Source organism: Rhizomicrobium sp. (genome assembly GCA_037200385.1).
GTDB lineage: Bacteria > Pseudomonadota > Alphaproteobacteria > Micropepsales > Micropepsaceae > Rhizomicrobium.
In genome coordinates this window covers 141,541-166,164 of sequence record JBBCGL010000001.1, presented here as the reverse complement: position 1 = coordinate 166,164, position 24,624 = coordinate 141,541, and the positions used below count along the sequence as shown (strand labels likewise).

The window sequence follows — 24,624 nt, the reverse complement described above, 5'->3', positions numbered from 1 at the left end:
GCTTGCCTGTTACGGAAATAATAATCACAAATCCGGCCAAGTACCGCGCGACCCCGATCCGAGAGTGGAACCATCATGGCGACGAAGGAAAGCAAGTTCGAAGTACCCGGGGACGGATTTCCCGCCTTCAACCCGCGCGCCGCGTCGCCCGCGCTGCTGCAGCAGCTCATGGAAGAAGGGATCGCCCATCACCGGGAGGGCCGCAAGGAAGAGGCGGAGCGTTGCTATCGAAAAGTGCTGGATTACGCCCCGAACCAGCCGGATGCCCTGAATTTGCTGGGCGTCCTGGCGGCCGATGAGGGGCTGCTCGCCATAGCGGTGGACCTGATGGGCCGCGCCCTCGCCATCCGGCCCCGCGACCCCAATATCCACAACAATCGCGGACATGCCCTGTCGGAACTGCGGCGCTTCGACGAAGCGCGCGACCACCTGGAACGCGCGGTGGCGCTCAAGCCCGATTTCGACGAGGCGAAGTACAATCTCGGCCGGGTGTTGCGCCAGTTGGGAGAGGTCGATGGCGCCCTGCAACTCTGGCGCGAGGTCTGGGCCAAGGACGACCGGGTCTATGCCGCTCTGGTGGGAATCACGGGCATTCTGTCGGATCAGGGCAAATTCGATGAGGCCGAGCAGGCCGCGCGGCAGGTCATCGAACGCCTCCCCCACCGTCCGGCCGGCTATATCAGCCTTGCCCATGTCCACAAGTTCCGCAAAGACGACGGCACGCTCGCAGAGATCGAATCGCAGCTCCAGGACGAGGCGCTCTTGGACACCGACAGGATTTCCCTGCGCTATGCCGCCGGCAAGATCTGCGACGACCTGAAGCTCTATAGCCGGGCCTTCGCGCATTTCGATGCCGGAAACCGGCTGGCCTACAAGAACTTCGACCACAAGGAGAATCTGGACTATCGCCGCCAGAAGAAGATGGTGTTTTCCAAGCGCTTCTTCCGGGAACGGGAAGGCTGGGGATTCCCATCCGATGTTCCGGTGTTCATCGTCGGGATGCCCCGGTCGGGCACCACGCTGACCGAGCAGATCCTGTCGGCGCATCCGGAGGTCTATGGCGGCGGCGAAATCGAATCCTTCGAGCGCATGGCGACCCTGTCGGAGGACATTTCACCCACCCGCGACGTCTTCCCCCTGAGCACGCTGAAGCTCAGCCAGTATGGCGCGCATCTCATCGGCGAGCGTTACATCCGCGACCTCAAGAATCGCGCGGACGGCGCAGCGAAGCGCATCACCAACAAGATGCCCCACAATTTCGAACTCCTGGGCCTGATCTCGCTGGTGTTGCCGAATGCCAAGATCATCCATTGCCGGCGCGATCCGGTCGATACTTGCCTGTCCTGCTGGACCAAGAATTTCAACGACGCCCACGGCTACAACCGCTCGCTGACCGATATAGGCCGCTATTACCAAGGTTATCATAGCCTGATGGATCACTGGCGCGAGACGCTGCCGATCCCGATTCTGGACGTCGACTATGAAGACTACACCACCGATCTCGAAGGAACGGCGCGGCGACTCGTAGACTTCATCGGACTGGAATGGGATGCGCGCTGCCTCGAATTCTACAGCGTCGAGCGCGCCGTCCGCACCGCAAGTCAATGGCAAGTCCGCCAGCCGATCTACAAGACATCGGTGCAAAAATGGCGCAATTACATGCCGGAATTGCAGCCTCTTCTGGACGCGTTGGGTCCGCTGGCGAATGCTGAATCATAATCGGTCGTAAAATCGGGAAGTTTACGAGCGCGGCGAATGTTGACGCGCGTACCGCCGGACAGAATATTAGCAATATGTGTCAAACGTGTCAGAATTGCAACTTCTGACTTCAGAATGAAGTCCCGGCGTCATACTGCGTTGCGATACAAAGAGTTGCGAGCATAAGATTTCTTCGCTCGGTGCCGCCGTTGGATGCGGTGACCGCACGATCATAGCGGGGAAAAAATGAAAGTTCGCAACCTTCTGCTGTTTACCGCGTCTGCCGCCTCGCTTCTGGCGGGGACGAGTGCCTCGGAAGCGGCGTCGACGTATGTCAGCCTTTTCGGTGGCGCCAGTCTCCTTCAAAAGCCGGGCCTCAAAGGCATTTCTCACACCCATTCGACCACCTACACCTTCGTTTCCCATCAGTCTGTCGACACCAGCTTCAAGACCGGGTTCGTCGTTGGCGGCAATTGGGGCATCGATTGGGGCACGTTCCGCACCGAGCTGGAGGCGGCCTATCACGGCAACACCTCCAAGAGCTCCGCTCGCGTTCGCACCCTGTACCAGTATGCCGGTCATACCCACACCGGCGGCGGCGCCACGGGCCCGGGCTGGAACCCGCTTACAACCCTGAGCCAATCCACCGGCAACCAGCCAGCGAACATCAAGCTCAACGCGTATTCGCTGATGGCGAATGTCTGGTACGACTTCCATGATTTCGGCCAATCCTTCGGCGTGACGCCCTATGTCGGCGGCGGCATCGGCCTTGCACAGATCCAGATCGGCGGCAAGCTCGGCGGCAACAACCTGATCGAGAAGAACGACTACGTCTTCGCCTGGCAGCTGGGCGCGGGCGCCAGCGTTCCGCTCTCGGACGACATCAGCTTCTTTGCCGACTACCGCTACTTCGCGGCCGACGGCGCGAAACTGAGGATCGCGCCCGGCCTGCATGGCGGCGACGTCGATGCGGATTTCGACAGCCATGAGGTGCTGCTCGGCTTCCGGCTCACGCTCTGATTCCGTCGGTTATCCATCTCTCTAGGGGGGCAACTGTGCTCAATACTCCTAAGTTCCAGACTTCCTTTCGCATGTTCCTGCTTGCCGGTGCGGCCACGGTCGCGCTGTCCAGCAGCGCAATCGCCGACGACCAGGTCGAGACGGTCATCGTCACCGGCTCGCTGATCCAGCATCCTGCCGGCGATGCACCGACACCGACGGTCGTCGTCGATGCCGACACCATCATGAAGACCGGCCAGCCGAACATCGCCAACGTCCTGACGCAGCTGCCGCAGGTGCAGAATGCGGGCGGCCTCGGCGACCTGTCGCCGACGAACTCCAACTTCCTGACCTCGGGATTCGGCATTTCGAACGTCGACCTTCGCTCGCTGGGCAGCTCGCGCACCCTGGTGCTGGTCAACGGACGCCGCCAGGTCTCCGGTTCGCCGACCGCCAGCGCCGTCGACCTGAACACCATCCCGACCCAGCTGATCAGCCGGGTCGACGTGATCACCGGCGGTTCGTCGGCGATCTACGGTTCGGATGCGGTGGCCGGCGTGGTCAACATCATCCTGAAGGACGACTTCGAGGGCTTGCTCGCCACCGGCCAGGCCGGCTCGAGCTCGCGCAGCGATGGCGGCGACGTCTATGGCGCCCTGACGCTGGGCACCAATTTCGCCAATGATCGCGGCAACGTCACGATTTCGGCGACGGTCGAGCACAGCGGGTCCATCCATTCGAGCAATCGCGACCTGACGTCGACGGACGAGACCTATCTGCCGGGTCTGTTCCCGCTTTACGGTCATGCCGGCACGCTCATCCTCGGACCGGCAGCCTACAGCTCGTTCGGTCTGGGTGGCCGCTTCCAGGTTGCCCCTCCGGGCGGCGGCGGCACCGGTATCGGCACCAGCTACAATCCGGACGGCACCGTGTTCAGCACGGCCGCCAACGGCTACGACCGCAATCCGAACCGCTATATCGAGGTTCCGTTGGCGCGTCGCGTCATCGCCGAGACGGCGCATTACGACATCACCAAGTGGCTGACCTTCTTCGTCGAATCCACCTATTCGGAATCGCATTCGGCGTCGCAGCTCGAGCCCTATCCCGGTGCGTCGACCGACGGTCTCAGCGCGCCGACCTCCTCGGGCGGCACCGGCATCGTGATCCCCTACACCAACCCCTTCGTGCCGGCCGCCCTGCTCGCGGCCGACGCGACGACGATCGCAGCGCATCCGGGCTCGCCTGGGTTCTTCTTCTCGCGCCGCTTCGGCGACCTGGGCGATCGCACCGCAGTGGTCGATCGCACCATGGCGAAGGTGACGCTGGGCTTCAAAGGCCCGCTGCCCTTCGGCGACTGGTCCTGGAACTCCTACTATGAGTGGGGCCGTACCTCGGAAGGCCAGTTCGACGGCGGCTATTACGACAAGATCAAGCTGCAGAACGCGCTGAACGCGCGCGCACCGGTCGCCGGGGAAGTCGCGCCGGCCGGTGGCGGCGGCTTCGTCTGCAGCGATCCGATCGCTCGGGCTGCGGGCTGCGTCCCGATCAATCTGTTCGGGGCCGGTTCGATCACGCCGCAGGCGGCCGCCTACGTCGCTTCGCCGCTGTCGCTGCAGAGCCAGGCGGTCGAGCAGGTCGGCCAGGTCACGGCGAACGGTTCGCTGATCGACCTGCCCGCCGGTGCGGTCAAGTTCGCCATCGGCGGCGAGTATCGCGACGAGACGGCGTCCTTCGTTCCCGATGCCGCCACCCAGGCGGGTACGGTCGCGGGCAACCAGCAATCGGCGATCCGCGGCAGCTTCAATGTCAAGGAAGTCTTCGCGGAAGGCCTGATCCCGGTCCTCAAGGACCTGCCGCTGGCCCAGTATCTCGAGATCACCGGTGCGGTGCGCTTCGCGCATTACAGCACGGCCGGCGATGCGACGAGCTGGAACTACGGCGCGACCTACCAGCCGATCGAGGACCTGAAGTTCCGGGTCGAAGAAGCCTCAGCGACGCGCGCACCGAACATCGGTGAGCTCTTCGCGCCGAACGCCCAGACCTTCCCGAGCATCTCGGTGGATCCCTGCTCGCATCCGACACCCGGCACCAATGTGGCGACGAACTGCGCAACGCAGATCGCCGCGCTCGGACCGGGCTTCGTGGGTGAGCCGGCGGCGCCGAACTACACTCTGCCGGGCGGCCAGGCGGCCCTCCAGGGCGTGGGCGGCAACGTCTCGGGCAACCCCAACCTGAAGCCGGAAACCGCGCATACCTTCACGGCCGGTTTCGTCTACACCCCGAGCTGGGTGTCGGGGCTGCAGGCGACGGTCGACTTCTACGACATCCGCCTGACCGGTGCGATCGGCGGCCTGTCCTCGAACGACACGCTGAATGCGTGTTACGAGGCGAGCCCGACGCTGTTCGCCACCAACCTGTTCTGCCGGCAGATCATCCGGCAGCACGACTCGACGCTCGGCCCGATCATCAAGCAGCTCAACTTCCCGACCTTCAACCTGGGCTCGGTCAAGACCTCGGGCGTCGACGGCACGCTGACCTATGCCTTCGACATGGGCGATCTGGACCCGACGCTGGCCGATGCCGGCAACTGGACCGTGTCGCTCAACACGACCTATCTCGACTCCTACACGACGGATCCGGGCGTCGCCGGCACGTCGCCGATCATCGGCGCCGGGACGATCGGGCTCGAGCACTGGAAGGCCCTGCTGCGGACCACCTACAACACCGGTCCGCTGTCGGTCACGACGACGATCCACTTCGTGGGTCCGGCGCTGATCGACAAGACGGGCACGGTTCCGATCGACGATCCGGCCAACCGCGTCCCGACCTTCTACTACCTGGACCTGAACGCGACCTACGACCTCAACAAGTGGGCCCAGGTCTATGTCGGCGCCAACAACCTGTTCGACACCCGTCCGCCGGAGATCTATCCGGGCTCGGGCCTGGACACGACGGGTACCGGTACGGACTCCGACGTCTACGATCCGATCGGCCTGTTCCTCTATGCGGGCGTGAACTTCAAGCTGTAAGTTCCGCCGATCCAGACAAGCAAAACGGCGGTCCGCTCGGGCCGCCGTTTTTTTTGGCGCCACGCGTCGCCGGCGTTCATCGACGCCGCGATATCCATCGCGCGGCCCTCGGCTTTGCGCCCCAGCCGCCCCTGCGGAAACACAGATCAGGTTTCGCGAGATCGCCGGCGCCGCGGCGTGCGCCCGGCTCTTGGCCTGCAGGCGATCGCAGGCGGAGGCGATGTCGTGGTGGATCGTGTGTCGCGATAGGCCAAGGGCGCGGGCGATCTCCCGGATGCTCGCGCCCTCGCGATGCGGCGAAGGCGCTCCCGCTGTCTTGGAGCGAGCCTGCGTTCATCGGCCATGCGGGCTATGCGCCAGCAAGCCTCATGCCCCACCCGTTCCAAGAGCCCGCTGGAAGGCCTCTCGGCCGCTGCCAGCGAGCCATGACCGGAACGGCAGCATCTCGGGGTTGATGGCGCGCAATGCATCCATATCGGCATGGCCGGCGAGCGGGCCGCCGTTCATGAGATCCGCCATCCGCGCCAGGAAGGGACTGGCCGCCAGAACCTGTTCCGGAAAGCGCGAATAGGTAATGGGACGGCCTGCCGCCTCGGTGAAGAAGGTGGCGATATCGCGGGCTACGAACATGTCGCTGGCGATTTCCAGCGTCACGCCCTTGAAGCGAGTCCGATCAGCGAAGATCGCGGCGACGAACTTGCCGATGTCCTCGACCGCAATCACCTGAATAGACTGATCCGGTTCGGCGAACGAGACGAAATGCCCGGTGTCGATGCCCAATCCCGGCCTCACCAGCATGTCCATGAAGCCGACAGGTCGAACGATGGTCGCGGTGATCGGAAGCGAGCGGATGTGGGATTCGATCCGTCCCTTGCTATCGAAATATCCGATACCGACCGGCTGATCGCCCGCAGCCGATGCGGAGCTATAGACCAAATGGCCGACGCCAGCCCCCACGGCGGCATCGGCGACGGCTGTGCCGTAGCGCACCTCGTCATCGTCGGTGACGCCGTAGAGCGCGCCTTGTCCAGAGCTGGGCTGGACGCTGAAAACACCGTGCACGCCCGCCATGGCGGCGCGGATCGATCGGATGTCGTCCAAGCTCCCCTTCACGAGATCGACACCGGCCGCGCGGAGCGTGACGGACTTGGCGGAGGTCGGATCGCGAACCAGCGCACGGATTTGCCAGCCGGCCTTCAGGAGAGCCGCCGCAACCGATCCACCTTGCTGGCCGGTCGAACCGAAAACCAGGATCGGGCCTTGCCGTTTCGTCATGGGAGCCACCTTCGTTGCGAGCGAGGGCTACCCATATACACTCACACGACGGCGCCGGAAGACGGCACATTTGTGAACCCCATGCACAGGGATGATACCCTTGAACGATGCAACCGAAGGCGGGCCTCCGTCCGATATCGAGCAACGCCTTGGCTTCCGGCCGTGCGCACCGACCGGCCTTGTTGCCCGGCTGGGCAACAGATGGACCGTGCTCGTCATCTCCCATTTGGCGGTCGTGCCGGATCGTCGGGCCCGGTTCTCGACGCTCAAGAACAACATCGAAGGGATCACCCAGCGCATGCTGACGCTGACCCTCCGCAATCTGGAGCGTGACGGCCTGCTGTTGCGCCACTACTTTGCGGAAGTGCCGCCCCGCGTCGAGTATGAACTCACCGATATGGGAGCAAGCATGTTGCCGATGCTGGAAGGATTTAGCTCTTGGATTCGGGACAATCGGACTCGCATCGAAGCGTGCCGCCGCGCCTTTGATGACGCCCGCGCGTAACATGGACTTCTGCAGCGCCGCTGCGATCTCCCGGTTCGTCTCTCCAGCCGCCTTGCGCACCAGGTTGGCGTCAGCCTGACAAAAACTTGTCATGGTCCGCGCCCTTCGACGCCGCCTGCGGCGTCGCTCAGGATGACGTGCGGGTGACCGTATTGTCAGTCAAGGGATTTGGTCGCCTGCCATGGGGTGTCGGCTTTGACGATGCGGTTTGCGAGGACGACGAGTTTTCGCCGGCATGCGAATTGGATCCGACCGTGACGGGAGCCTGGCACGTCGGGCTCGCGATCACGTTCCTGGTCGTCGACGACGGCCGCGATCGCTCGCCGCTATGGACGGCATCCCGCATCCGACTCTTATGCGGCCTTGCGGGAAAGGGCGGCGCTGCGCGGACGCACGACATGCGCTTCCGCGCAAAACCATCCCCGCTCGCCGCTCTGGCCGCCCCAGCGCAGAAAATCCCTCCGGCACGGTCCCGACGCGCCGGAAGCCGCCGCCAATCGGGTGCGCGCTGTCGGCGCCCGATTCGCAGACAACCGCGCGGAGATATCGGCCGTCCAGCGCTTGGCGCGCGCCATCATCGCCGCCGCGCCAAACAGCACCGCATCCGGCGCGCAATGGCTTGGAGATCGTTTTGCCGAATATTGATCCGATACTGATCGATATTCCCTACGATTCAAAGCGCTCAAACCTGGGAAAACGCCCAGATTCGTTACATTTTCAAGTCCAGCGGTGCGTTGTATAAATTTTACTTTAGATTCCAGCCACGTTTGGCGGCGGATGCTTAGGGATCAGCATGTTGACACTAAAATGCAACAGGTGCCAGGCGAATTCCGCAATGCAGCACTTCGATTTTGACCCTTGCGCGTGTCGGACGTAGCGTGACTGCGATTGGGGGGAGCCATTCACCGGAGCGCAATAGGTGAGCGGCGCTTGGCATCAGCCAAGTCATGACCCCAGGCAGAGTCGCTTCGACAAAACCAAAGGGGGCATCCACTGATGTTGCACAAGACAAAACCAAAACTACGAGCAGTCGCCATGGCCGGCGCCGCCGTTCTATCCTTGATAGGACTTTCGGCTGCCGCGGCCGGCGCCGACACGGAGACCGTCGTGGTCACCGGCTCGCGCATTCCCATGAGCAATCTGACCAATCCCAGCCCGCTTTCGGTCAAGGACGCGGACGCGATCCAGCTTACCAGTGCCTACAATCTGGAAGACGTGCTGAAGACGATGACCGGCGCGGATACGCTCGGCCTCAGCAACAACTCCAACAATGGCGGCGTCGGTCTTTCGGAGATCAGCTTGCGCGGCCTCGGGCCGGCACGCACACTCGTGCTGATCGATGGCCAGCGCCTGATCCCCGTCTTCGCGGGCAGCATCTCGGTGCCGGATATCAACTCGGTTCCGGTCTCGATGATCGAGCGTGTTGAAGTCCTGCGCGACGGCGCATCCTCGGTCTACGGCGCGGACGCGGTCGGCGGCGTGGTCAACATCATCACCAAGAAGGATTTCTCCGGCCTGCAGTTCGACGCCGAAGCCGGCGGCAGCCAGCATGGCGGCGGCGACACCTACAGCGTCGGCGCGACCCTCGGCATCGACGTGGAGCGCGGCAACGTCACGATCTCCGTGCTGAACCAGAACGACAGCGCCCTGGGACAATGGCAGCGAGACTGGGCGAGCGATCCGCACGCCACCGACCCGAACTTCCCGGGCGGCTCGATCGCGCGCAGCCAGCCGGCCACGCTCAAGGACGAGACGGGCTCCGAGATATGGGTGAACGGCGTTGCCGGCACGACCCATGATCCGGCGCTTGCCGCACAAGTGCCCTGCTCCTTCTTCATCGGCGGCACGCTCAAGCTGAACGCAGGCTGCTACACCCCGGAAGGCGGCTGGAACACGCTCCAGGGCTCGCTGGGACGGACCCAGCTTTCGCTGAACGGACATTACGACATCACTCCGGATGTCAGCTTCATCGTCCAGGGCAGCTTCAACGATCGCCGCTCCGGCCAGCAGCTCCGTCCCGAGCCGCTGCTCGGCGACTCGATCGCGACGACCGATCCGGCCACGGGCAACATCATTTATCCGGGCTTCTACGTTCCGGCAGACGCGCATTGGGGCTATCCGGGCGGCGGCAACGTCCAGCCCGGCGGCACGCAGGCCTGTCCCGACCCGACGGGTTGCATCCTGGCCTTCGACACGCCGGTCCAGTTCGGGCCGCGCACCTATCGCCAGACCTCGCAGACCTATCGCATCCGCGTCGGTCTGGAAGGCACGGCCTTTGGCGACTACCACTGGGAAGCCGGCTACGTCCAGCAGCGCAACGAAGACACCAATCGCGTCTACAACACGGGCAATTTCTACCACCTGGCCCAAGCCATGGGTCAGATCCCCTGCGTCGACGTTCCCGGTGGCTGCGTGTTCGACCCGGCCTTCGGGTTCGCCGTGCCGGTGGCGCCGCCGAACTTCTACAATGAGCCCAACGGCCTGACCGCGGCGCAGGTCGCGTATCTGAAGTACACCCAGGTCGATACCAACCGCTCGATCGAAAACTACGCCTATGCGGACATCCATGGACCGGTCATCGACCTGCCCTATGGCACGATGCAGGGCGCGATCGGTGTCGAGCGCCGCTTCGAATCGCTCTCCGACACGCCGGACGCGCTGGTGCAGGCGAGCTATGCGCCGAACCAGACCTTCCCGACGTCGGGCGGCTATGGCGTCTATTCGGCCTACGCCGAATTGCAGATTCCGGTTCTCGCCGGCCTGCCCTTCGCGAAGTCCTTCGACGTCACGCCGAGCGTGCGGTTCGACCACTACTCGACCTTCGGCAATGCCACGACCTACAAGGTCGGTGCGAACTGGAGCATCACGGACGACATACGGTTCCGGGGGACCTACTCCACCGGCTTCCGTGCGCCCAACGTGTCGGAGCTGTTCGGCGGACACGCCGTCAGCGACAACACGCTGGACGGCGACCCGTGCGACGTCCGCGCCCAGGTCAATGGCAATACGAACATGGGCCAGGCCAGCCTGGCACCGGGTTCGACCTGCTATGCCGCTCTGACCGCGCAGGGTCTCACCCCGGCGCAGATCGCCACGCATCAATCGCCGGAAAACAATCTGTCTTCCGACCAGCGCGGCATCATCATCGGCGGCAACCCCGCGCTCCTGCCCGAGAAATCGCATGGCTGGAACGTGGGCACGGTGGTCACGCCGAGCTTCACCCCCGGCTTCAGCTTTGGTGGCGACTACTACCAGACGACGGTCACCAACGCGATCCAGGGCGGCGGCGGTATCCCGGCAGCGGTGGGGCTCGATTCCTTCGTGCTCCAGTGCTACGGGCCGCTGCAGTCGGCGGCCGCGTGTTCGCAGATCACGCGCAACTCCAGCGGCATCTTCCAGATCAGTGCCTTGAACGCCAACTTCGGCGCCAACAAGGTCACGGGCATGGAGCTGCAGCTGAACTACGACACGGCCGCGGCGGATCTCGATCTCCCGCTCCCCGGCTCGTTCGTGTTCAACGCAGAGATGACGCGTGAGTTCTCGAACGTCCAGCTCCTGCCGACCGGCGACATCCACAACACCGGGCACTTCAACAACGGCGTGGAGTTGAACTACCCGGCCTATCGGGCGACGCTCGACCTCGACTGGAAGCTCGAGGCCTGGACGCTGCACTGGGACACGCTGTTCGCCTCGCACACGACGAACCTCGACGGTTCGGCGCCGGTGTATGGCAACGTCCTGGGCGACAACTGGAACAACAATGTCAGCGTGGCCTACGACCTGAATTCCTGGGTCGGCGATGACACGTTCCTGAAGTCGAGCCGCATCATCTTCGGCGTCAACAACCTGTTCGATCAGGATCCGCCGTTCCTCGGCAACGACAGCATTTGCAAGTGCAACAGCTTCGCCGGCGGCGGTTACGACTTCGTCGGTCGCTTCTTCTACATGAGGCTTTCCGCGAAGATGTAATTTCCCGCATCAGGAAGAAATCGGGGCCGCGGAGAAATCCGCGGCCCTTTTTTCATCTCCTTGGCGGCCGCAGTCAGTGCGGCAGGTTGGTCGCCCGCAACTCGACGCCGCTTCGCGGCAGGTCGCCGACCGCGCCGATCGCCGCCCGCACAGGTGCCGCGTTCATCAGCGTGACCAAGCCCTGCACCGCGCGCACCCCGGCCGAGGAATTGCCGAACAGGGCGCCGATCGCATCGAGCAAGCCCTTCTGCCGCGGATAGATGCGGAAGGCGACACGCTCATTCGGCGCCACGCCGGCCAATTTCCCGGCGAGATCCGCCGCCGTCCAGAAGCCGCCGAGCTGATCGACCAGGCCATGGCTCAACCCATCCGCGCCGGACCACACGCGGCCCTTCGCGATCGCCTGGACCTGCGCCAGCGCAAGATGCCGGCCGGCCGCGACCTTGCCGGTGAAATCGGCATAGATCGCATCGGCCTCGCGGTTCAGCGCCGCGAGCTGGTCCACCGTATAGGGCTGGAATTCGGAATCGTAGAGCGCATTGCGCCCGACCCCGACCGTGTCGGTGCCGATGCCGGCCAGCGCCAGGCTGCGGTCGACAGAGACCTTGCCCGTGAGGACGCCGATCGAGCCTGTGATGGTGCCGGGCTCCGCGACGATCCGGTTGGCGGACAGCGAGATGTAATAGCCGCCGGAGGCCGCGACGCCGCCCATGCTGACCACCACCGGCTTGCCGGCCGCCTGCGCCTTCTTCACCGCGTCGAGGATCTGATCCGAGGCGGTCACCGAGCCGCCGGGCGAGTCGACGCGCAGGATGATCGCCTTGATGTCCTTGTCCGCCGTGGCGGCGCGGATGGCGCTCGCCATCTCGTCGCCCGAGATGACCTCGCCGTCGCCGAACAGGCTGCCGCCGCCGGCAGGACCGTCCTGGATCTCGCCCGCGGCCTGGATGAGCGCGATCTGCGGCCCGGGCGCATAGGCGGCGGCCTGCCGCTGCACGCGGACGAAATCGGCCATCGCCACCATCTTGGCGCCCGCGCCGGCCCGGCCGAGCGCCGCGTTGCGGGCATCGTCGTCATAGCCCAGGCGATCGACCAGGCCTGCGGCCCGCGCATCCTCGCTGAACTGGGGACTCGCCTCGAACACCGCCGCGACCTTGGCCTGGGGCAGATGACGGCCGGCCGCCGCGCCGGCGGTGGCCGCATCGTACCAGGACTGCATCAGCCGCGTGAGCTGCTCACGGTCGGCCGGCGTCATGTTCTTTTCCATGTACTGGTCGGCCGCGCTCTTGTAATCGGCGCGCTTGACGATCTGCGGATCGGCCTGGAGCTTGTCGAGCAGGCCGCGCAGGAAGAACGCACCGCCACCTTCGCCCGCCGCGGTGAATGGCGCACGCGGCTGCATCCAAATCTCGTTGGCGCCGGCGACCGTCAGATAGTCGCCGAGGCCGGCGGCGAGAAAGCCCTGGGCATGGGCGATGACGAACTTGCCCGAGGCGCGGAATTTCTTGAGCGCGCCGCCGATCTCCTCCGCCTGGGCGATCGACAAATTGGCGCTGCCGATACGCACCACAGCACCCTTGACGCGCGGATCGCGCTCGGCGGCGTCGAGCGCCAGCACGATGTCCATCACAGTCACCGGCGAGCCGCCGAAGCTGAAGCTGGTGTTGGACGAGTCCTGCAGCGGTTTGCGCAGGTCGAGCGCCAGGACCATGTTCGGCGGCAGCCCGTCGCCCGTGAAGATGCCGACCGTGAAGATCACGACGAGCAGCAGGACGACGAAGACGGCGAAGCGCGCAATGGCGTTCAGGACGCCCAGGCCAACGGACTTGGCCCAGCGGAGGAATGCGATCATGGGGGAGACCCTTCGTGGCGGCGCGGTTCGCCCCATTATATGGGGACGGTATTAAAGAAGCGCGAGGGCGGCACGGATCGCGCCGCGACGGGTAATAACCTGTTGCTTTTCCTGGAAAATCCACAGTCATAGCGGCGGGACGGACGGCGCGGCGACGGCGGAAGCGCCGCGAACCGCGCCCAAGAAGCCGACCGGAGCGCGCTTCGTCCTTTTGCAGCAATTGTCGCAAGACGCAATTCCGCCATGCGCCGCGGCAAGAGCACTGGAAGTGGCGCGGCGCGGTCCGTAGACTTGTCCTATCACAAAGACAAGAACGCTGCGGACCGTCCGTGGCACAGGGAAACGGCGCATCCGCGCCGGCGGAACAGTTGAGCGTCTCTCCAGCACAGCAAGCGGCCAGGCCGGAGCGTAGCGCGCTCCGGCGGCTCATCCCGCTGGTCAACAGGCACGCGGGCAAGTTCTGGGGCGGGATGTTCTTCATCTGCCTGGGCCGCGTGTTCGAGGCCTGCATGCCGCTGTTCGTGAGCACGGCGGTCAACCGCGTCGCGGCGCACAACTGGGCCTTGCTGGGACCGGTGCTCGGCATCCTCGGGCTGGCGGTGGTGCGCTATGTCTCTGTCGCTTACGGCCGGCAACTCGTGCGCCTGGTCGGCGTCACCGTCACCTTCGCCATGCGTGAGCGCCTCTACTGGCATTTCGAACTTCAGGGGCCGCGCTTCTTCGCGCGCTTCCCGACCGGCGACCTGATGGCGCGCGCGATCAACGACCTCAACCTGGTACGGCAGCTGATCGGCGTCGGCTCGCGCACGCTGATCGTGCTGGGATTCTCCGGCCTCATCGCCTTCGCCTTCATGCTGGCGCTGTCGCTCAAGCTGACGCTGTGGCTCCTGCCGATCATGCCGTTCATCGCCGGCATGGGCTATTTCCTGTCGCGGCGCATCTACGAGCAGTCGACGCGGGTGCAGGAGGGTTTCTCCGCGCTGTCGGAATCGGTGCAGGAGAACCTCAACGGCATCCGCACCATCCAGACCCATGCGCAGGAAGACCGGGAGGTCGCGCGCTTCCGGCAGGTCTCGGCGACCTATGCCGACAACTATTTCCGCCTGATGGTGCTGAACGCCGCGCTGAATGCCTGGATGGTCGTGTTCACCGGCCTTGCCGTGATGGTGATCATGGGCTTCGGCGGCTGGCAGGTGATGCATGGCGAGATGAGCGTCGGGACATTCACCGCCTTCACGCTCTATCTCGGCATGGCGGTGCAGCCGATCCAGCAATCGGGCCAGATCGTCTCGATGTTCCAGCGCGGCTCTTCCGGCGCGGCGCGGCTGTTCGAGATACTCGATTACGAGCCGGAGATTCGCGACGCGCCGGATGCCAGGCCGCTCGACACGATCAGGGGCGACATCGCGCTGCGGCATCTGTCCTACACCTATCCGCGGCGCGCCACGGCGAAGGAGGCGCGGGCGGGCGGGCGGGACGTCGCGGGTCTCGCGGCGCTGAACGACGTGTCGCTCGAGATCCGCGCCGGCGAGACGATCGCCATCCTCGGTCGCGTCGGCGCGGGCAAGTCGACCTTGCTGCGCGCCATCGTGCGGCTGCTCGATCCGCCGCCCGGCGCCATCGCGCTCGACGGCCGCGACATCCGGCTGCTGCCGCTGGCACAGCTGCGCGGCGAGATCGCGCTGGTGCCGCAGGACCCGTTCCTCTTTGCCGACGAACTGGGCCGCAATATCGCCTACGACAATCCGGCGCGGCCGCTGTCCGACATCGCCGGCGCGGCGGAGGCCGCCGATCTCGAGGACACCATCGCGCGCTTTCCCGACCACCTGCACACCCTGGTGGGCGAGCGCGGCGTCACGCTGTCGGGCGGGCAGAAACAGCGCACCAGCCTGGCGCGCGGCCTGATCCGCGACACGCCGGTGCTGCTGCTGGACGACTGTTTCTCCAGCGTCGACACCGAGACGGAGGAGCATATCCTCGCGCGGCTGAAAGCGCTGCGCGCCGGGCGCACGACGCTGCTTGTCTCGCACCGCGTCTCCACCGCGCGGCATGCCGACCGCATCGTCGTGCTCGAGGACGGCCGCGTCGCCGAACTGGGCAGCCATGCCGAGCTGATCGCGCGCGGCGGGATCTACGCCCATTTCGCGCAGGTCCAGGGGCGCCGCGAGGAGCTCGTCCACGATCTCGAGCGCGAAACCGGCGTCGAGGCCGCGACATGACGGACGCCACCGCGACAGATGCGCCGCGCCGGCCGAAAGGCGCCTTCGACGACGACGTCTATGGCAAGAGCCTCGACACCGGCCAGGTGCGGCGCCTGCTGGGCTGGATGAAGCCGTATCGGGCGCAGGCGATCGGATCGCTGGTGCTGGTGTTGCTGGCGGCAGTCGCCGCGATCATGGCGCCGACCGTCATGAGCCGCGTGCTGATCGACGGCATCGTGCTCGATCATCGGGGGCCGGCGCTGGCCGACCTGGGACAGGAGGCGCTGAACCATTGGATCGCGGCGACCTTCGGCCTGACGCCGCTGGTCGCGGCCTGTGCGCAATATATGGGCTGGGTCCTGCTCGCCGCCGCGCTGGGCCGCGGCTTCGGCATCCTGTTCGGGCGCGCCACGCTGAACACGCTGCGCGACCTGCGCTGCGACCTGTTCGAGCATCTCGAGCACCTGCCGTCGAGCTTCTACGACCGCGTCGCGGTCGGGCGGGTGATGACACGCGTCGCCAACGACGTGGAGACCCTGTTCGAGCTGTTCGCCGGCTTCGGCCAGCTTGCAGGACAGTTCGTGCCGTTCTTCGTGGCGATCTCGATCATGCTGACCCTGTCGCCCACGCTCACCTTCGAGCTGCTGCCGGTGATGCCGATCGCGGGATTCTTCACCTGGATGTTCCGCCGCATGTCGCGGCCGCTCTACCGCATCATCCGCCTGAGCGTCTCGCGGCTGAACGAGAATTTGCAGGAGAACCTGTCGGGCATCGAGGTCGTGCAGCTCTATGGCCGCGAGAAGCTGAACTTCGAGCGCTACAGCGCGATCAACACCCAGAACCGCGTCACCGAGGTGAAGGCGCTGACTATCGAAAGCTTCTACGGGCCGTTCATCGACGGGATGAACTATATCGGCATCGCGGCCATCGTGTGGTTCGGCGGCCATCTGGTGCTGCATCAGGCGATGACGGTGGGCACGCTGCTGCTGTTCACTCAGTTCCTCGACATGTTGTTCCGCCCGATCGTCGCGATGGGCGAACAGTGGAACATCGTCTTCCGCGCGATGGCGAGCGGCGAGCGCATCTTCCAGGCGCTCGACTGGAACGAGGCGCTGAAGGAACCCGAGCACCCCACGCCGCTGCCGGCGGACCTGCACGGCAAGGTGGAATTCCGCCACCTCGACTTCGCCTACAACCCCGAGCACAAGATCCTGAAGGATGTGAGCTTCACCATCGCTCCGGGCGAGCGCATCGCCATCGTGGGACCGACGGGTTCGGGCAAGACCAGCCTGATCCGCCTGCTCTGCCGCTTCTACGACGTGCCCGACGGCAGCATCTTCCTCGACAACATCGACATCATGCAGATCAAGCCGTCAGACATCCGCACGCGGATCGGCGTGGTGCTGCAGGACTTCCACATCTTCTCCGGCACGGTCTACGACAACATCGCGCTCAACGACCCGCGCATCACCCGCGCGGCGGCGGAGCATGCCGCCAAGCTGGTGCATGCCGATCCGTTCATCCGCGCCCTGCCGCAGGGCTATGACACGCCGCTGAACGAGCGCGGCCGCAATCTCAGCCACGGCCAGCGGCAGCTTCTCGCCTTCGCGCGGGTGCTGGCGATGAACCCGGAAGTGCTGGTGCTCGACGAGGCGACCGCGAGCATCGACACCGAGACCGAGCTGGTGATCCAGGACGCGCTGCTGAAGCTCACCGAGGGCCGCACCTCGGTGATCATCGCGCACCGCTTACAAACTATTAAGGACGCCCATCGCATCGTGGTGCTAACGGATGGCAGGGTTCGCGAGATCGGCACCCATCAGGAGCTGATCGCGAGGGGCGGGCTGTACAAGACGCTCTACGAGCTGCAATTCCAGGAGGCAGTCGCCGGCTGAGTTGCCGCAGCGAGGGTGTGGCGCGCATGGATCCAAACACCAAGATCGCCGGAACCAGGACAGTCAAAGACTGGCTTAGTTTCCGCAAGATGCTGGCGGGATCGCGCGATCCGGTTCTATGGCGCAGGGCCGGCACCGAATATTTCCACGAGCGCATCCTCGCGCGTTACATGAAGCCGCTCGGCGTGCTCCAGTCGAGCGAAGCGAGTAACGGCGAAGGCTTTTCGATCGTGACGATCCAATGCGCCCTGCTCGAATTTCTCGCGGCCGCGGTGGCTGGCAAGAACTTCCGCTATTCAAAGGCGCTTACCGCCTTCGAGTATTCCAACAGTCACCAGTTGTTCGTCAGGTTTCTCACCCAGGAGCAACCTTTCGCGAAATCCTTTAGCAAGGAGGCGGCGGAGGATTTCTATACGGCGATCCGCTGCGGCCTGTTGCACGAAGCGCAGACGAAGAACGGCTGGCGGATCAGAACTCACAAGCCCGACGTAGCTTCGACCATCGATTTCAAGGAAAAAATTCTCTACCGCCATGGCTTCCAGCGCGACCTCGACACATTCATCAAGCGCTATCGCGACCGCCTGACCGCCGAGCGTCCGCTCCAGGAAGGCTTCATCCGCAAATTCGACCACATTTGCGGTCTCGAGCCTGGCGCGCCCTCCAAATGAAAAAGCCCGGCTTTCGCCGGGCTCTTCCATCGTTCCGCGCGAACGAAAATTAATCGGCGGCGTCGCGGGCGGCGTCTTTCAGACCGCCGATGGCGTTCTGAGCCTTGCCCTTGAGCTTGTCGGTCGCGCCCTCGGTCTTGAGCTTGGCATCGCCGGTCACTTTGCCCACGGCTTCCTTGATGGCACCCTTGGCTTGCGTCGCGGAACCTTCGATACGATCCTTGTCCATTGCCGTCTCCATGATCTGAGTGGAATTCTCACAGAGAACGACAGGCCGCGTCCCACGTTCCCGCTACCGCAAAGGATTAAATTCGAGCCGCCATGGAACCGAACACCCTCGATGCGATTCTCGCCGGGCCGCACGCAACCGTTGTTCCCGGCGTGCACGATGCTTTATCGGCCCGGGTCGCGGCGCGCGCCGGCGCACAAGCGCTCTATATGACCGGCTTCGGCGTCGCGGGCGCGGGCTTCGGCGTGCCGGATATCGGGCTCGTCAGCGCGAGCGAAATGATCGACCGCGTCGGCGTCATCGCAGGCGCCTGCGACGGCGTTCCTCTGATCGCGGACGGCGACAACGGCCATGGCGGGCCGCTCAACGCGGCGAAGCTCGCGCGCGCCTATGAGCGCGCCGGCGCCGCGGCGATCCAGCTCGAGGACCAGGTGCTGCCCAAGCGCTGCGGCCACATGGAGGACAAGGAGGTCGTCCCGAAAGAGGACGCCGCGCAGAAGATCCGCGCCGCGGCCGCGGCGCGCGACAGCAAGGCGTTCAAGATCGTGGCGCGCACCGATGCCCGCGCGACGCACGGCCTCGACGAAGCGCTGGCGCGCGGCGAGGCTTTCCTGGAGGCCGGCGCCGACATGCTCTTCATCGAAGCGCCGCGCTCGGAAGAAGAGTTGCGCCGCGTCGCCGAGACCTTCAAGGGTGTGCCGCTGCTCGCCAACCTGGTCGAGGACGGCAAGACGCCGCTGCTGAGCGTGGCGGAGCTGGACGCCCTGGGCTACCGCGTCGTGCTCTATCCGATCTCGGCGCTGCTCGGCGTCACGAAACGATTGGAGGAGATCTATGATCTGCTTCTCCGCGGCGAACGTAAGATGCTGGACGGCAACCGCTCCAGCTTCGGCCATTACAACGAGATCATGAAACTGCCCGAGCTTCTGGCTGTAACCAAAGCGCTCGCGGGCACGAAATAGGGAGCGAAACCATGCCGAGATTGCGCCAGGTCGGGAAAGATGCCGCCCACCCCTTCGCCAAGGCCATCTACCGATCGCTGTTCGGCGCGCGCGATCCCGTCGCGCAGCCCGGCACCGACACCGGCACGCCGGGCAATTGGTGGACCGTGTTCGCCATCTCCCCCGATGCCTTCGACCACGCGGTCGCCGGTTTCCAATTCTATCGCGGCAAGCGCAAGCTCGATCCCAAGCTGCGCGAATTGGGGCAGACCCGCGCCGGCTGGGCCCGCGGCAGCCAGTTCGTCTATTCGCAGCACTGCAAGGCCTCGCGCGGCGTCGGTCTCGGCGAGGAGCAGATCGCATCCATCCCGCATTGGCCGGTCGCCGATTGCTACGGCCCGGCCGAGCGCGCCGTGCTCGCCTATACCGACGCGATGGTCCTGCAAGGCGGCCGGGTCGCCGACGGGATCTTCGTCGCGCTCAAGAAACATCTCTGCGACGAAGAGATCCTCGAACTCACCTACATCGTGGGCATGTACGACATGCATGCGGTGATGAGCAAAGCCCTGCGCCTCGAATATGACGACGTCGACGACCGCATCGTCGAGGTCGCCGCGCCGGCCGGATCCTCCGCCGACGTGATGCGCATGGTGGACCAGGACAAGACTTGAGGAGACCGAGCATGACGAACCGGCGCGACTTTCTCACGGGATTGATGCTCGGCGGCGCAGCCGCCACGCTGGGGCTCGCGCCAGCGCGCGCCACAGCGCCCATGAGCGACGCCGATTGGCGCAAGCTCGGCGACGCGGAATGGCGCAAGCGCCTGTCGCCCGCGGCTTACGACGTGCTGCGCCAGCAGGGGACGGAGTATCCCTATACCAGTCCGCTGCTCAACGAACATCGCAGGGGCATCTTCACCTGCGCCGGCTGTGCCCTGCCCTTGTTCGCCTCCAACACCAAGTTCGATAGCGGAACGGGCTGGCCGAGCTTCTGGGCGCCGCTGCCGCATGCGGTCGAGACCACGACGGACGGCTCCTGGATCGAAAGCCGGACCGAAGTCCATTGCCGCCGCTGCGCCGGCCATCTGGGCCATCTTTTCGACGACGGCCCGAAGCCGACCGGACTGCGCTATTGCATGGACGGCGTGGCGCTGGGCTTCAAACCGGATTAGCCGCTTCGCCGTCATCCCGGCCAAGCCATGCGGACGCATCGCGCAGAGCCGGGACCCATCCAGCCGCAGGCGCGATGGGTCCCGGCTCTCGCTGCGCTCGGCCGGGATGACAATCCATGTCGGTTGCGAAGCACCGGGTTTCGCTCGACAATATCGCCATGGCGACTTTCGAGAATGACGGGCTGACGCTCGCTTACGACGATATCGCGGCCCCGGGCGAAGGCCGGCCGATGATCCTGCTGCACGGCTTCACCTCCAACCGGACGGAGAACTGGCGGCGGCTGGGCTGGTATGGCGCGCTGGAGCGGCGGCGCATGCGCGTGGTGGCGATGGATGCGCGCGGCCACGGCGAAAGCGCCAAACCGCACGATCCAGCGCTTTATGGCCGCGACGCGATGGCAGGCGACATCCTTGCGTTGATGGATCATCTGGCGATTCCCCGCGCCCATATCCTCGGCTTCTCGATGGGATCGCGCACCGCGCTGGCGGCGGCGCTGCGCGCGCCCGAGCGCGTCGCGACGCTGACCCTGGGCGGGGTGGGCGAGAAACTGTTCGAACGGCCCGAGCCCGGCCATCCGATGGCCGAGGCGATGGAGGCAGCCGATGTGGAGAGCATCCGGGAGCCGATGCTGAAGAGCTTCCGGCAATTCGCCGACGACCAGGGCGAGGACCGCTTCGCGCTCGCGGCGCTGACGCGCGCGGCCGATTTGCCGTTCACGCGGGCCGATGTCGACAAGCTGGCGGTGCCGGTTCTGGTGGTGGCGGGCGCGCGCGATGAGTTGGCCGGCGATCCGGAGCCGCTGGCGAAGGCATTTCCCGACGGCCGTGCCGTGCGCGTGCCAGGCGTCGACCATTTCTCGATCATCGCGCACGCGCTGTTCAAGGCGAGCGTGTTCGAATTCCTCGATGGCGGGATTTAAGACTTCTCCCCCACCTTCCTGCTTGCGCGCGCTTTCGCAGACGTCTTGCTCCGATTGAGATCGACTGCGGCGCGGATGAGCGTCTTCAGCGCCTTGCCGTCGATCTTATCGCCCTCGCGAAGATCGATCGCGCGCCGCGTGTTGCCATCGAGACTCGAATTGAAAAGCCTGGCGGGGTCCGCAAGTGACGCGCCCTTGGCAAAGGTCAGCTTCACCACGGCCTTGTAGGTCTCGCCCGTGCAGATGATGCCGGCATCTTCCCACACCGGCACGCCCCGCCACTTCCATTCCTCGATCACGTCGGGATCGGCCTGCTTGATGAGCGTACGGACCCGCGCCAGCGTCTCGCCCCGCCAATCGCCGAGTTCTCTGATCCGCGCATCGATCCGCCGGGAGGGCAAGACTTCATCGCTCTTCCGATTCAATGGAATCTCCTTCGAAGACGGCCGGCAGGCGTCAATCCAGCCGCGCCAGAGCCTGCTCCAGGTTCGTCAGGAATTTCTGCCAGCCGAAATTGGCGCCGCCGAGGGCCTGTTTCTGCTCGGGGCGGAAGCCGGACTGTTCCATGCGCAGAAGCGTTCCGCTCGGCGTCGGCGTGAGTGTGAAGGTCACCACGCTGTTCAGGGCGAAGGCCGCGTCGTCGCTGGTGGAATTCCAAGTGTAGGACAACGTCCGGTTCGGCTCGACGGCGAGGACTTCGCAATCCAGCCCGCCGTTCGGGAGATACGTTTCGCGAAACTTGAAGCTGCGGCCCACGATGGGCGCGAAGTCGTTCTGCATCAGCCATTCCGCGATCAGATGCGGCTGGGTGAGCGCGCGCCAGAGCTTTTCCGGCGGGTGGGGCATCTCGCGTTCGACGACAACGGAGCGCGTTTCGCTCATTGGTCCATCCTCTTCAGCAGGTCTTCGAGGGCGTCGAACCGCTTCTCCCAGAAGCCGGTCATTCGGCTCGTCCAGTCGATCAGCGGCGCCAAGGCACTGAGCTGCGCGCTGTAATGCGTCTGGCGGCCATCGGGCCGGTCGCGGACCAGGCCCGCCTGTTTCAGGACGCCGAGATGCTTTGAAACCGCCGGCTGCGAAATCCCGGCCCGCGCCGTCAGCGCCCCGACCGTCTTCTCGCCTTCGCGGCACAGGCGCTCGAAGATCGCCCGCCGTGTCGGATCGGCCAATATTCGAAAGAGAGCGTCGTGCGCGGCCGCCATTCAATCAATAACTCGTTGGCTATTGGTAATACATATACCCAACCGGCTATGCGTGAGTCAAGCCGCCATCCCCCTTCAGGCGCCGCAAGCCGCCACCGGTCAGTTCAGACGCGCCGTCAAAAAGCGGTACACCGCCGCTTCTTCGCCGCTCAGCGCGTGTTTTTTGGCGCGGGAACGGACACGCAGGTTCAGAGCGCGCAGGTCGTAGCCCGTCATCACTTCGGGATGGATATAGCATTTGCGGCATACCGCCGGCGTGTTGCCGAGCCGCGCCGCGACTGAGCCGATCACCTCGCGCAACGTCTTTTTGGTCGAGACGGTCTCGCCCGCCGCGCGTTCGTGCAGCGCGACGGCGGCCGCCACCGTGCCGAACCAGGTGCGGAAATCCTTGGCGGTGATGTCGCGGCCGGTGATTTCCTTGAGATAGGCATTCACGTCCGACGAGCCGACGCCGTGCGGGGCATCGTCTTCCCCGAGATATTCGAAGAGCTGCTGCCCCGGCAGTTCCTGGCAGGCGCGCACGACCTTGGCGACGCGGCGGTCCTGCAGCTTCAGCTTCCATTCCTTGCCGCTCTTGCCCTTGAAGCGGAAGCGCAACGCGCCGCCTTCCACCGCGACATGCGGGTTCTTCAGCGTGGTGAGGCCGTAGCTGCCGTTGTCCTTGGCGTAGTCCTTGTTACCGACGCGCACCAGCGTGGTCTCGAGCAGGTGCACCACCGCGGCAAGCACCTTCTCGCGCGGCAGGCCGTGGCGCGCCATGTCATGCGCGACGGTTTCGCGTATCTTCGGCAACGCCTGGGCGAAGATCAGGATGTGTTCGAACTTCGCGGTCTCGCGCAGGGCGCGGAAATCGTCGTTGTAGCGGTACTGCTTGCGGCCTCGTGCGTCGACGCCGGTGGCCTGGATATGGCCGTTCGCCTGCGGGCAGATCCAAACGTTTTCCCAGGCCGGCGGAATGGCGAGCTTGCGGATGCGCTCCAGCGTGGCGGGGTCGCGCACCTTGCCGCCACCGCTACCCGTATAGAAAAAGCCCCTGCCGGCGCGGTGGCGGGCGATGCCGCTATCCTCACCCGAGACGTAGCGCAAGCCGGCGGCACCGGCCGCAGCCTGCGGGTCGGCGATTCGTCCAGTGTCGTCGACCAGTTGCATGGCGTGATAGCGCGCCGCGGGCATAGCGGTTCCCGCGACCATGCCGCCGGGGTATCCTTCGGACGATTCCGAGGGGGTGTCATGGGCAAGTTGCAGGTCGATACCGCGATCACCGAACGCGACGGAACGTTCTTCGCCAGCCTGTCGCGCGACTGGAACATCTGGGGACCGAATGGCGGCTATGTCGCGGCCATCGCGCTGCGCGCCGCCGGCAAGGTGGCGCCGCCGGGCCACCGGCCGTCCGGGATTTCCGTGCAATATCTCTCAGCCGGCAAGTTCGAAGAGGCCGAGGCGGTCGTCGAGCCGGTGAAGCAGGGTCGCACGGCCTGGTGCATCAATGTCGCCCTGGTGCAGGGCGGCAAGCGCTTCCTGCAGGCACAGGTCTGGACGACCGACCGCAGCGCAGGTCCCGACGGCAACGAGCTGACGATGCCCGACCTGCCGAAGCCCGCGGCGCTCAAGACGTATATCGAGCTCGTGGGGCGCCAGTCGGACGCGTTCAATTTCTGGGACAACATCGCGTGCAAGCCGACCAAGCTCTATACGCGCGAGAATCCGCATCCCGGCGGCGCGGTGATCCAGGAATGGTATCGATATCCCGACTTCGCGGCGGAGAGCGATCTCTTCCTGGATTGCGCGCGCCCGCTGGTCCTGATCGACACGCTGCAATGGCCGGCGCATCACCGCGGCCTGAAGGACGGCTACCCGAACTATATCGCGCCCAGCCTGGACGTCTCGGTCTGGTTCCACGAGATGCCGGGCACGGCGGACTGGCTGCTGGCGGACGTGCATGCGCCGGTGGCGCGCGGCGGGCTGATCCATGGCCTGGCACGGATCTGGTCCGAGGACGGGCGCCTGCTGGCGACCGGTTCCAGCCATATGCTGGTGACGCCGATGCCGCCGCGGGGTTGATGCGAGGGA

Annotated in this window: 20 protein-coding genes; 13 read left to right on the top strand and 7 right to left on the bottom strand. The window is 65.2% G+C overall.

All coding sequences use genetic code 11. From position 1 onward, the window contains the following. The first annotated feature begins 75 nt into the window (after positions 1–75). The 3 genes from WDM91_00585 (at position 76) to WDM91_00575 (ending at position 5,726) form a co-directional block, all read left to right on the top strand. A complete protein-coding gene (locus WDM91_00585) occupies positions 76–1,719 on the top strand; it encodes a sulfotransferase (protein ID MEI9993060.1) in 1,644 nt (547 codons plus the stop codon). Positions 1,720–1,944: 225 nt separating this feature from the next. Then, positions 1,945–2,718: an outer membrane beta-barrel protein gene (locus WDM91_00580; GenBank protein MEI9993059.1), complete on the top strand. Its 774-nt coding sequence runs from the start codon at positions 1,945–1,947 to the stop codon at positions 2,716–2,718. Positions 2,719–2,789: 71 nt separating this feature from the next. Next, positions 2,790–5,726 carry a TonB-dependent receptor gene (locus tag WDM91_00575; GenBank protein ID MEI9993058.1) on the top strand — a complete coding sequence of 979 codons (2,937 nt, stop codon included), beginning with the start codon at positions 2,790–2,792 and terminating at the stop codon, positions 5,724–5,726. 366 nt (positions 5,727–6,092) lie between these two features. On the opposite strand, the gene WDM91_00570 is transcribed toward WDM91_00575, so the two are convergent. Continuing rightward, positions 6,093–7,001, bottom strand: a complete 909-nt coding sequence (locus WDM91_00570) for an NmrA/HSCARG family protein (protein ID MEI9993057.1) — start codon at positions 6,999–7,001, stop codon at positions 6,093–6,095. Positions 7,002–7,101: 100 nt separating this feature from the next. Between WDM91_00570 and WDM91_00565 the strand changes: the two genes are divergently transcribed. Together WDM91_00565 and WDM91_00560 are read left to right on the top strand one after the other, a co-directional pair. After that, the gene (locus WDM91_00565; GenBank protein MEI9993056.1) at positions 7,102–7,506 is read left to right on the top strand and encodes a helix-turn-helix domain-containing protein; all 405 of its coding nucleotides are present in this window, start codon (positions 7,102–7,104) and stop codon (positions 7,504–7,506) included. Between the two features lie 1,035 nt (positions 7,507–8,541). Then, positions 8,542–11,475, top strand: coding sequence for a TonB-dependent receptor (locus WDM91_00560; GenBank protein ID MEI9993055.1), 2,934 nt, complete (start codon positions 8,542–8,544; stop codon positions 11,473–11,475). 73 nt (positions 11,476–11,548) lie between these two features. Here the strand turns inward: WDM91_00560 and sppA are convergent, their stop codons facing one another. Then, a complete protein-coding gene (gene sppA, locus WDM91_00555; GenBank protein ID MEI9993054.1) occupies positions 11,549–13,327 on the bottom strand; it encodes a signal peptide peptidase SppA in 1,779 nt (592 codons plus the stop codon). A 368-nt stretch (positions 13,328–13,695) separates the two neighbouring features. Between sppA and WDM91_00550 the strand changes: the two genes are divergently transcribed. The 3 genes from WDM91_00550 to WDM91_00540 are packed head-to-tail and all read left to right on the top strand — an operon-like array spanning position 13,696 to position 18,091. After that, entirely contained in the window at positions 13,696–15,546 is a 1,851-nt protein-coding gene (locus tag WDM91_00550; GenBank protein ID MEI9993053.1) for an ABC transporter ATP-binding protein, read from the top strand. After that, positions 15,543–17,423 (top strand): ABC transporter ATP-binding protein, encoded by a 1,881-nt coding sequence (locus tag WDM91_00545; GenBank protein ID MEI9993052.1) that lies wholly within the window; start codon positions 15,543–15,545, stop codon positions 17,421–17,423. Before WDM91_00550 ends, WDM91_00545 begins: the two co-directional genes overlap by 4 nt. 26 nt (positions 17,424–17,449) lie before the next feature. Next, entirely contained in the window at positions 17,450–18,091 is a 642-nt protein-coding gene (locus WDM91_00540) for a hypothetical protein (GenBank protein ID MEI9993051.1), read from the top strand. Positions 18,092–18,140: 49 nt separating this feature from the next. Here WDM91_00540 and WDM91_00535 read toward each other — a convergent pair whose 3' ends face one another. After that, positions 18,141–18,320 (bottom strand): CsbD family protein, encoded by a 180-nt coding sequence (locus WDM91_00535; GenBank protein ID MEI9993050.1) that lies wholly within the window; start codon positions 18,318–18,320, stop codon positions 18,141–18,143. A 92-nt stretch (positions 18,321–18,412) separates the two neighbouring features. On the opposite strand from WDM91_00535, the gene WDM91_00530 reads away from it, so the two are divergent. The 4 genes from WDM91_00530 to WDM91_00515 all read left to right on the top strand — a co-directional run bounded on the left by WDM91_00530 (position 18,413) and on the right by WDM91_00515 (position 21,352). Next, positions 18,413–19,282, top strand: a complete 870-nt coding sequence (locus WDM91_00530; GenBank protein ID MEI9993049.1) for an isocitrate lyase/phosphoenolpyruvate mutase family protein — start codon at positions 18,413–18,415, stop codon at positions 19,280–19,282. Between the two features lie 11 nt (positions 19,283–19,293). Further along, positions 19,294–19,932, top strand: a complete 639-nt coding sequence (locus WDM91_00525) for a carboxymuconolactone decarboxylase family protein (GenBank protein MEI9993048.1) — start codon at positions 19,294–19,296, stop codon at positions 19,930–19,932. Positions 19,933–19,943: 11 nt separating this feature from the next. Then, positions 19,944–20,432, top strand: a complete 489-nt coding sequence (gene msrB / locus WDM91_00520) for a peptide-methionine (R)-S-oxide reductase MsrB (protein MEI9993047.1) — start codon at positions 19,944–19,946, stop codon at positions 20,430–20,432. Positions 20,433–20,548: 116 nt separating this feature from the next. After that, positions 20,549–21,352: an alpha/beta fold hydrolase gene (locus WDM91_00515; GenBank protein MEI9993046.1), complete on the top strand. Its 804-nt coding sequence runs from the start codon at positions 20,549–20,551 to the stop codon at positions 21,350–21,352. Here the strand turns inward: WDM91_00515 and WDM91_00510 are convergent. The 4 genes from WDM91_00510 to WDM91_00495 form a co-directional block, all read right to left on the bottom strand. Then, the gene (locus WDM91_00510) at positions 21,349–21,777 is read right to left on the bottom strand and encodes a DUF1801 domain-containing protein (protein ID MEI9993045.1); all 429 of its coding nucleotides are present in this window, start codon (positions 21,775–21,777) and stop codon (positions 21,349–21,351) included. The two genes, WDM91_00515 and WDM91_00510, sit on opposite strands and share 4 nt — an antisense overlap. Before the next feature lie 31 nt (positions 21,778–21,808). Beyond that, on the bottom strand, positions 21,809–22,234 hold the full coding sequence (locus WDM91_00505) for an SRPBCC domain-containing protein (protein MEI9993044.1): 426 nt from the start codon (positions 22,232–22,234) through the stop codon (positions 21,809–21,811). Continuing rightward, on the bottom strand, positions 22,231–22,554 hold the full coding sequence (locus WDM91_00500; protein ID MEI9993043.1) for a metalloregulator ArsR/SmtB family transcription factor: 324 nt from the start codon (positions 22,552–22,554) through the stop codon (positions 22,231–22,233). The genes WDM91_00505 and WDM91_00500 overlap by 4 nt, the downstream gene beginning before the upstream one ends. A 99-nt stretch (positions 22,555–22,653) precedes the next feature. Beyond that, positions 22,654–23,727, bottom strand: coding sequence for a hypothetical protein (locus tag WDM91_00495; protein MEI9993042.1), 1,074 nt, complete (start codon positions 23,725–23,727; stop codon positions 22,654–22,656). A gap of 57 nt (positions 23,728–23,784) precedes the next feature. On the opposite strand from WDM91_00495, the gene WDM91_00490 reads away from it, so the two are divergent. Beyond that, a complete protein-coding gene (locus tag WDM91_00490; GenBank protein MEI9993041.1) occupies positions 23,785–24,615 on the top strand; it encodes a thioesterase family protein in 831 nt (276 codons plus the stop codon). Positions 24,616–24,624: the final 9 nt, after the last annotated feature.

Bases quoted from the DNA above. Each gene is read 5' to 3' on its own strand.
- WDM91_00575 (MEI9993058.1), top strand. From the start codon at position 2,790: ATGTTCCTGCTTGCCGGTGCGGCCACGGTCGCGCTGTCCAGCAGCGCA.
- WDM91_00525 (MEI9993048.1), top strand. From the start codon at position 19,294: ATGCCGAGATTGCGCCAGGTCGGGAAAGATGCCGCCCACCCCTTCGCC.
- WDM91_00540 (MEI9993051.1), top strand. From the start codon at position 17,450: ATGGATCCAAACACCAAGATCGCCGGAACCAGGACAGTCAAAGACTGG.
- WDM91_00560 (MEI9993055.1), top strand. From the start codon at position 8,542: ATGGCCGGCGCCGCCGTTCTATCCTTGATAGGACTTTCGGCTGCCGCG.
- WDM91_00570 (MEI9993057.1), bottom strand. From the start codon at position 7,001: ATGACGAAACGGCAAGGCCCGATCCTGGTTTTCGGTTCGACCGGCCAG.
- WDM91_00515 (MEI9993046.1), top strand. From the start codon at position 20,549: ATGTCGGTTGCGAAGCACCGGGTTTCGCTCGACAATATCGCCATGGCG.
- WDM91_00505 (MEI9993044.1), bottom strand. From the start codon at position 22,234: ATGAGCGAAACGCGCTCCGTTGTCGTCGAACGCGAGATGCCCCACCCG.
- WDM91_00490 (MEI9993041.1), top strand. From the start codon at position 23,785: ATGGGCAAGTTGCAGGTCGATACCGCGATCACCGAACGCGACGGAACG.
- WDM91_00585 (MEI9993060.1), top strand. From the start codon at position 76: ATGGCGACGAAGGAAAGCAAGTTCGAAGTACCCGGGGACGGATTTCCC.
- WDM91_00500 (MEI9993043.1), bottom strand. From the start codon at position 22,554: ATGGCGGCCGCGCACGACGCTCTCTTTCGAATATTGGCCGATCCGACA.
- WDM91_00495 (MEI9993042.1), bottom strand. From the start codon at position 23,727: ATGCCCGCGGCGCGCTATCACGCCATGCAACTGGTCGACGACACTGGA.
- WDM91_00545 (MEI9993052.1), top strand. From the start codon at position 15,543: ATGACGGACGCCACCGCGACAGATGCGCCGCGCCGGCCGAAAGGCGCC.
- WDM91_00530 (MEI9993049.1), top strand. From the start codon at position 18,413: ATGGAACCGAACACCCTCGATGCGATTCTCGCCGGGCCGCACGCAACC.
- msrB (MEI9993047.1), top strand. From the start codon at position 19,944: ATGACGAACCGGCGCGACTTTCTCACGGGATTGATGCTCGGCGGCGCA.
- WDM91_00580 (MEI9993059.1), top strand. From the start codon at position 1,945: ATGAAAGTTCGCAACCTTCTGCTGTTTACCGCGTCTGCCGCCTCGCTT.
- sppA (MEI9993054.1), bottom strand. From the start codon at position 13,327: ATGATCGCATTCCTCCGCTGGGCCAAGTCCGTTGGCCTGGGCGTCCTG.
- WDM91_00535 (MEI9993050.1), bottom strand. From the start codon at position 18,320: ATGGACAAGGATCGTATCGAAGGTTCCGCGACGCAAGCCAAGGGTGCC.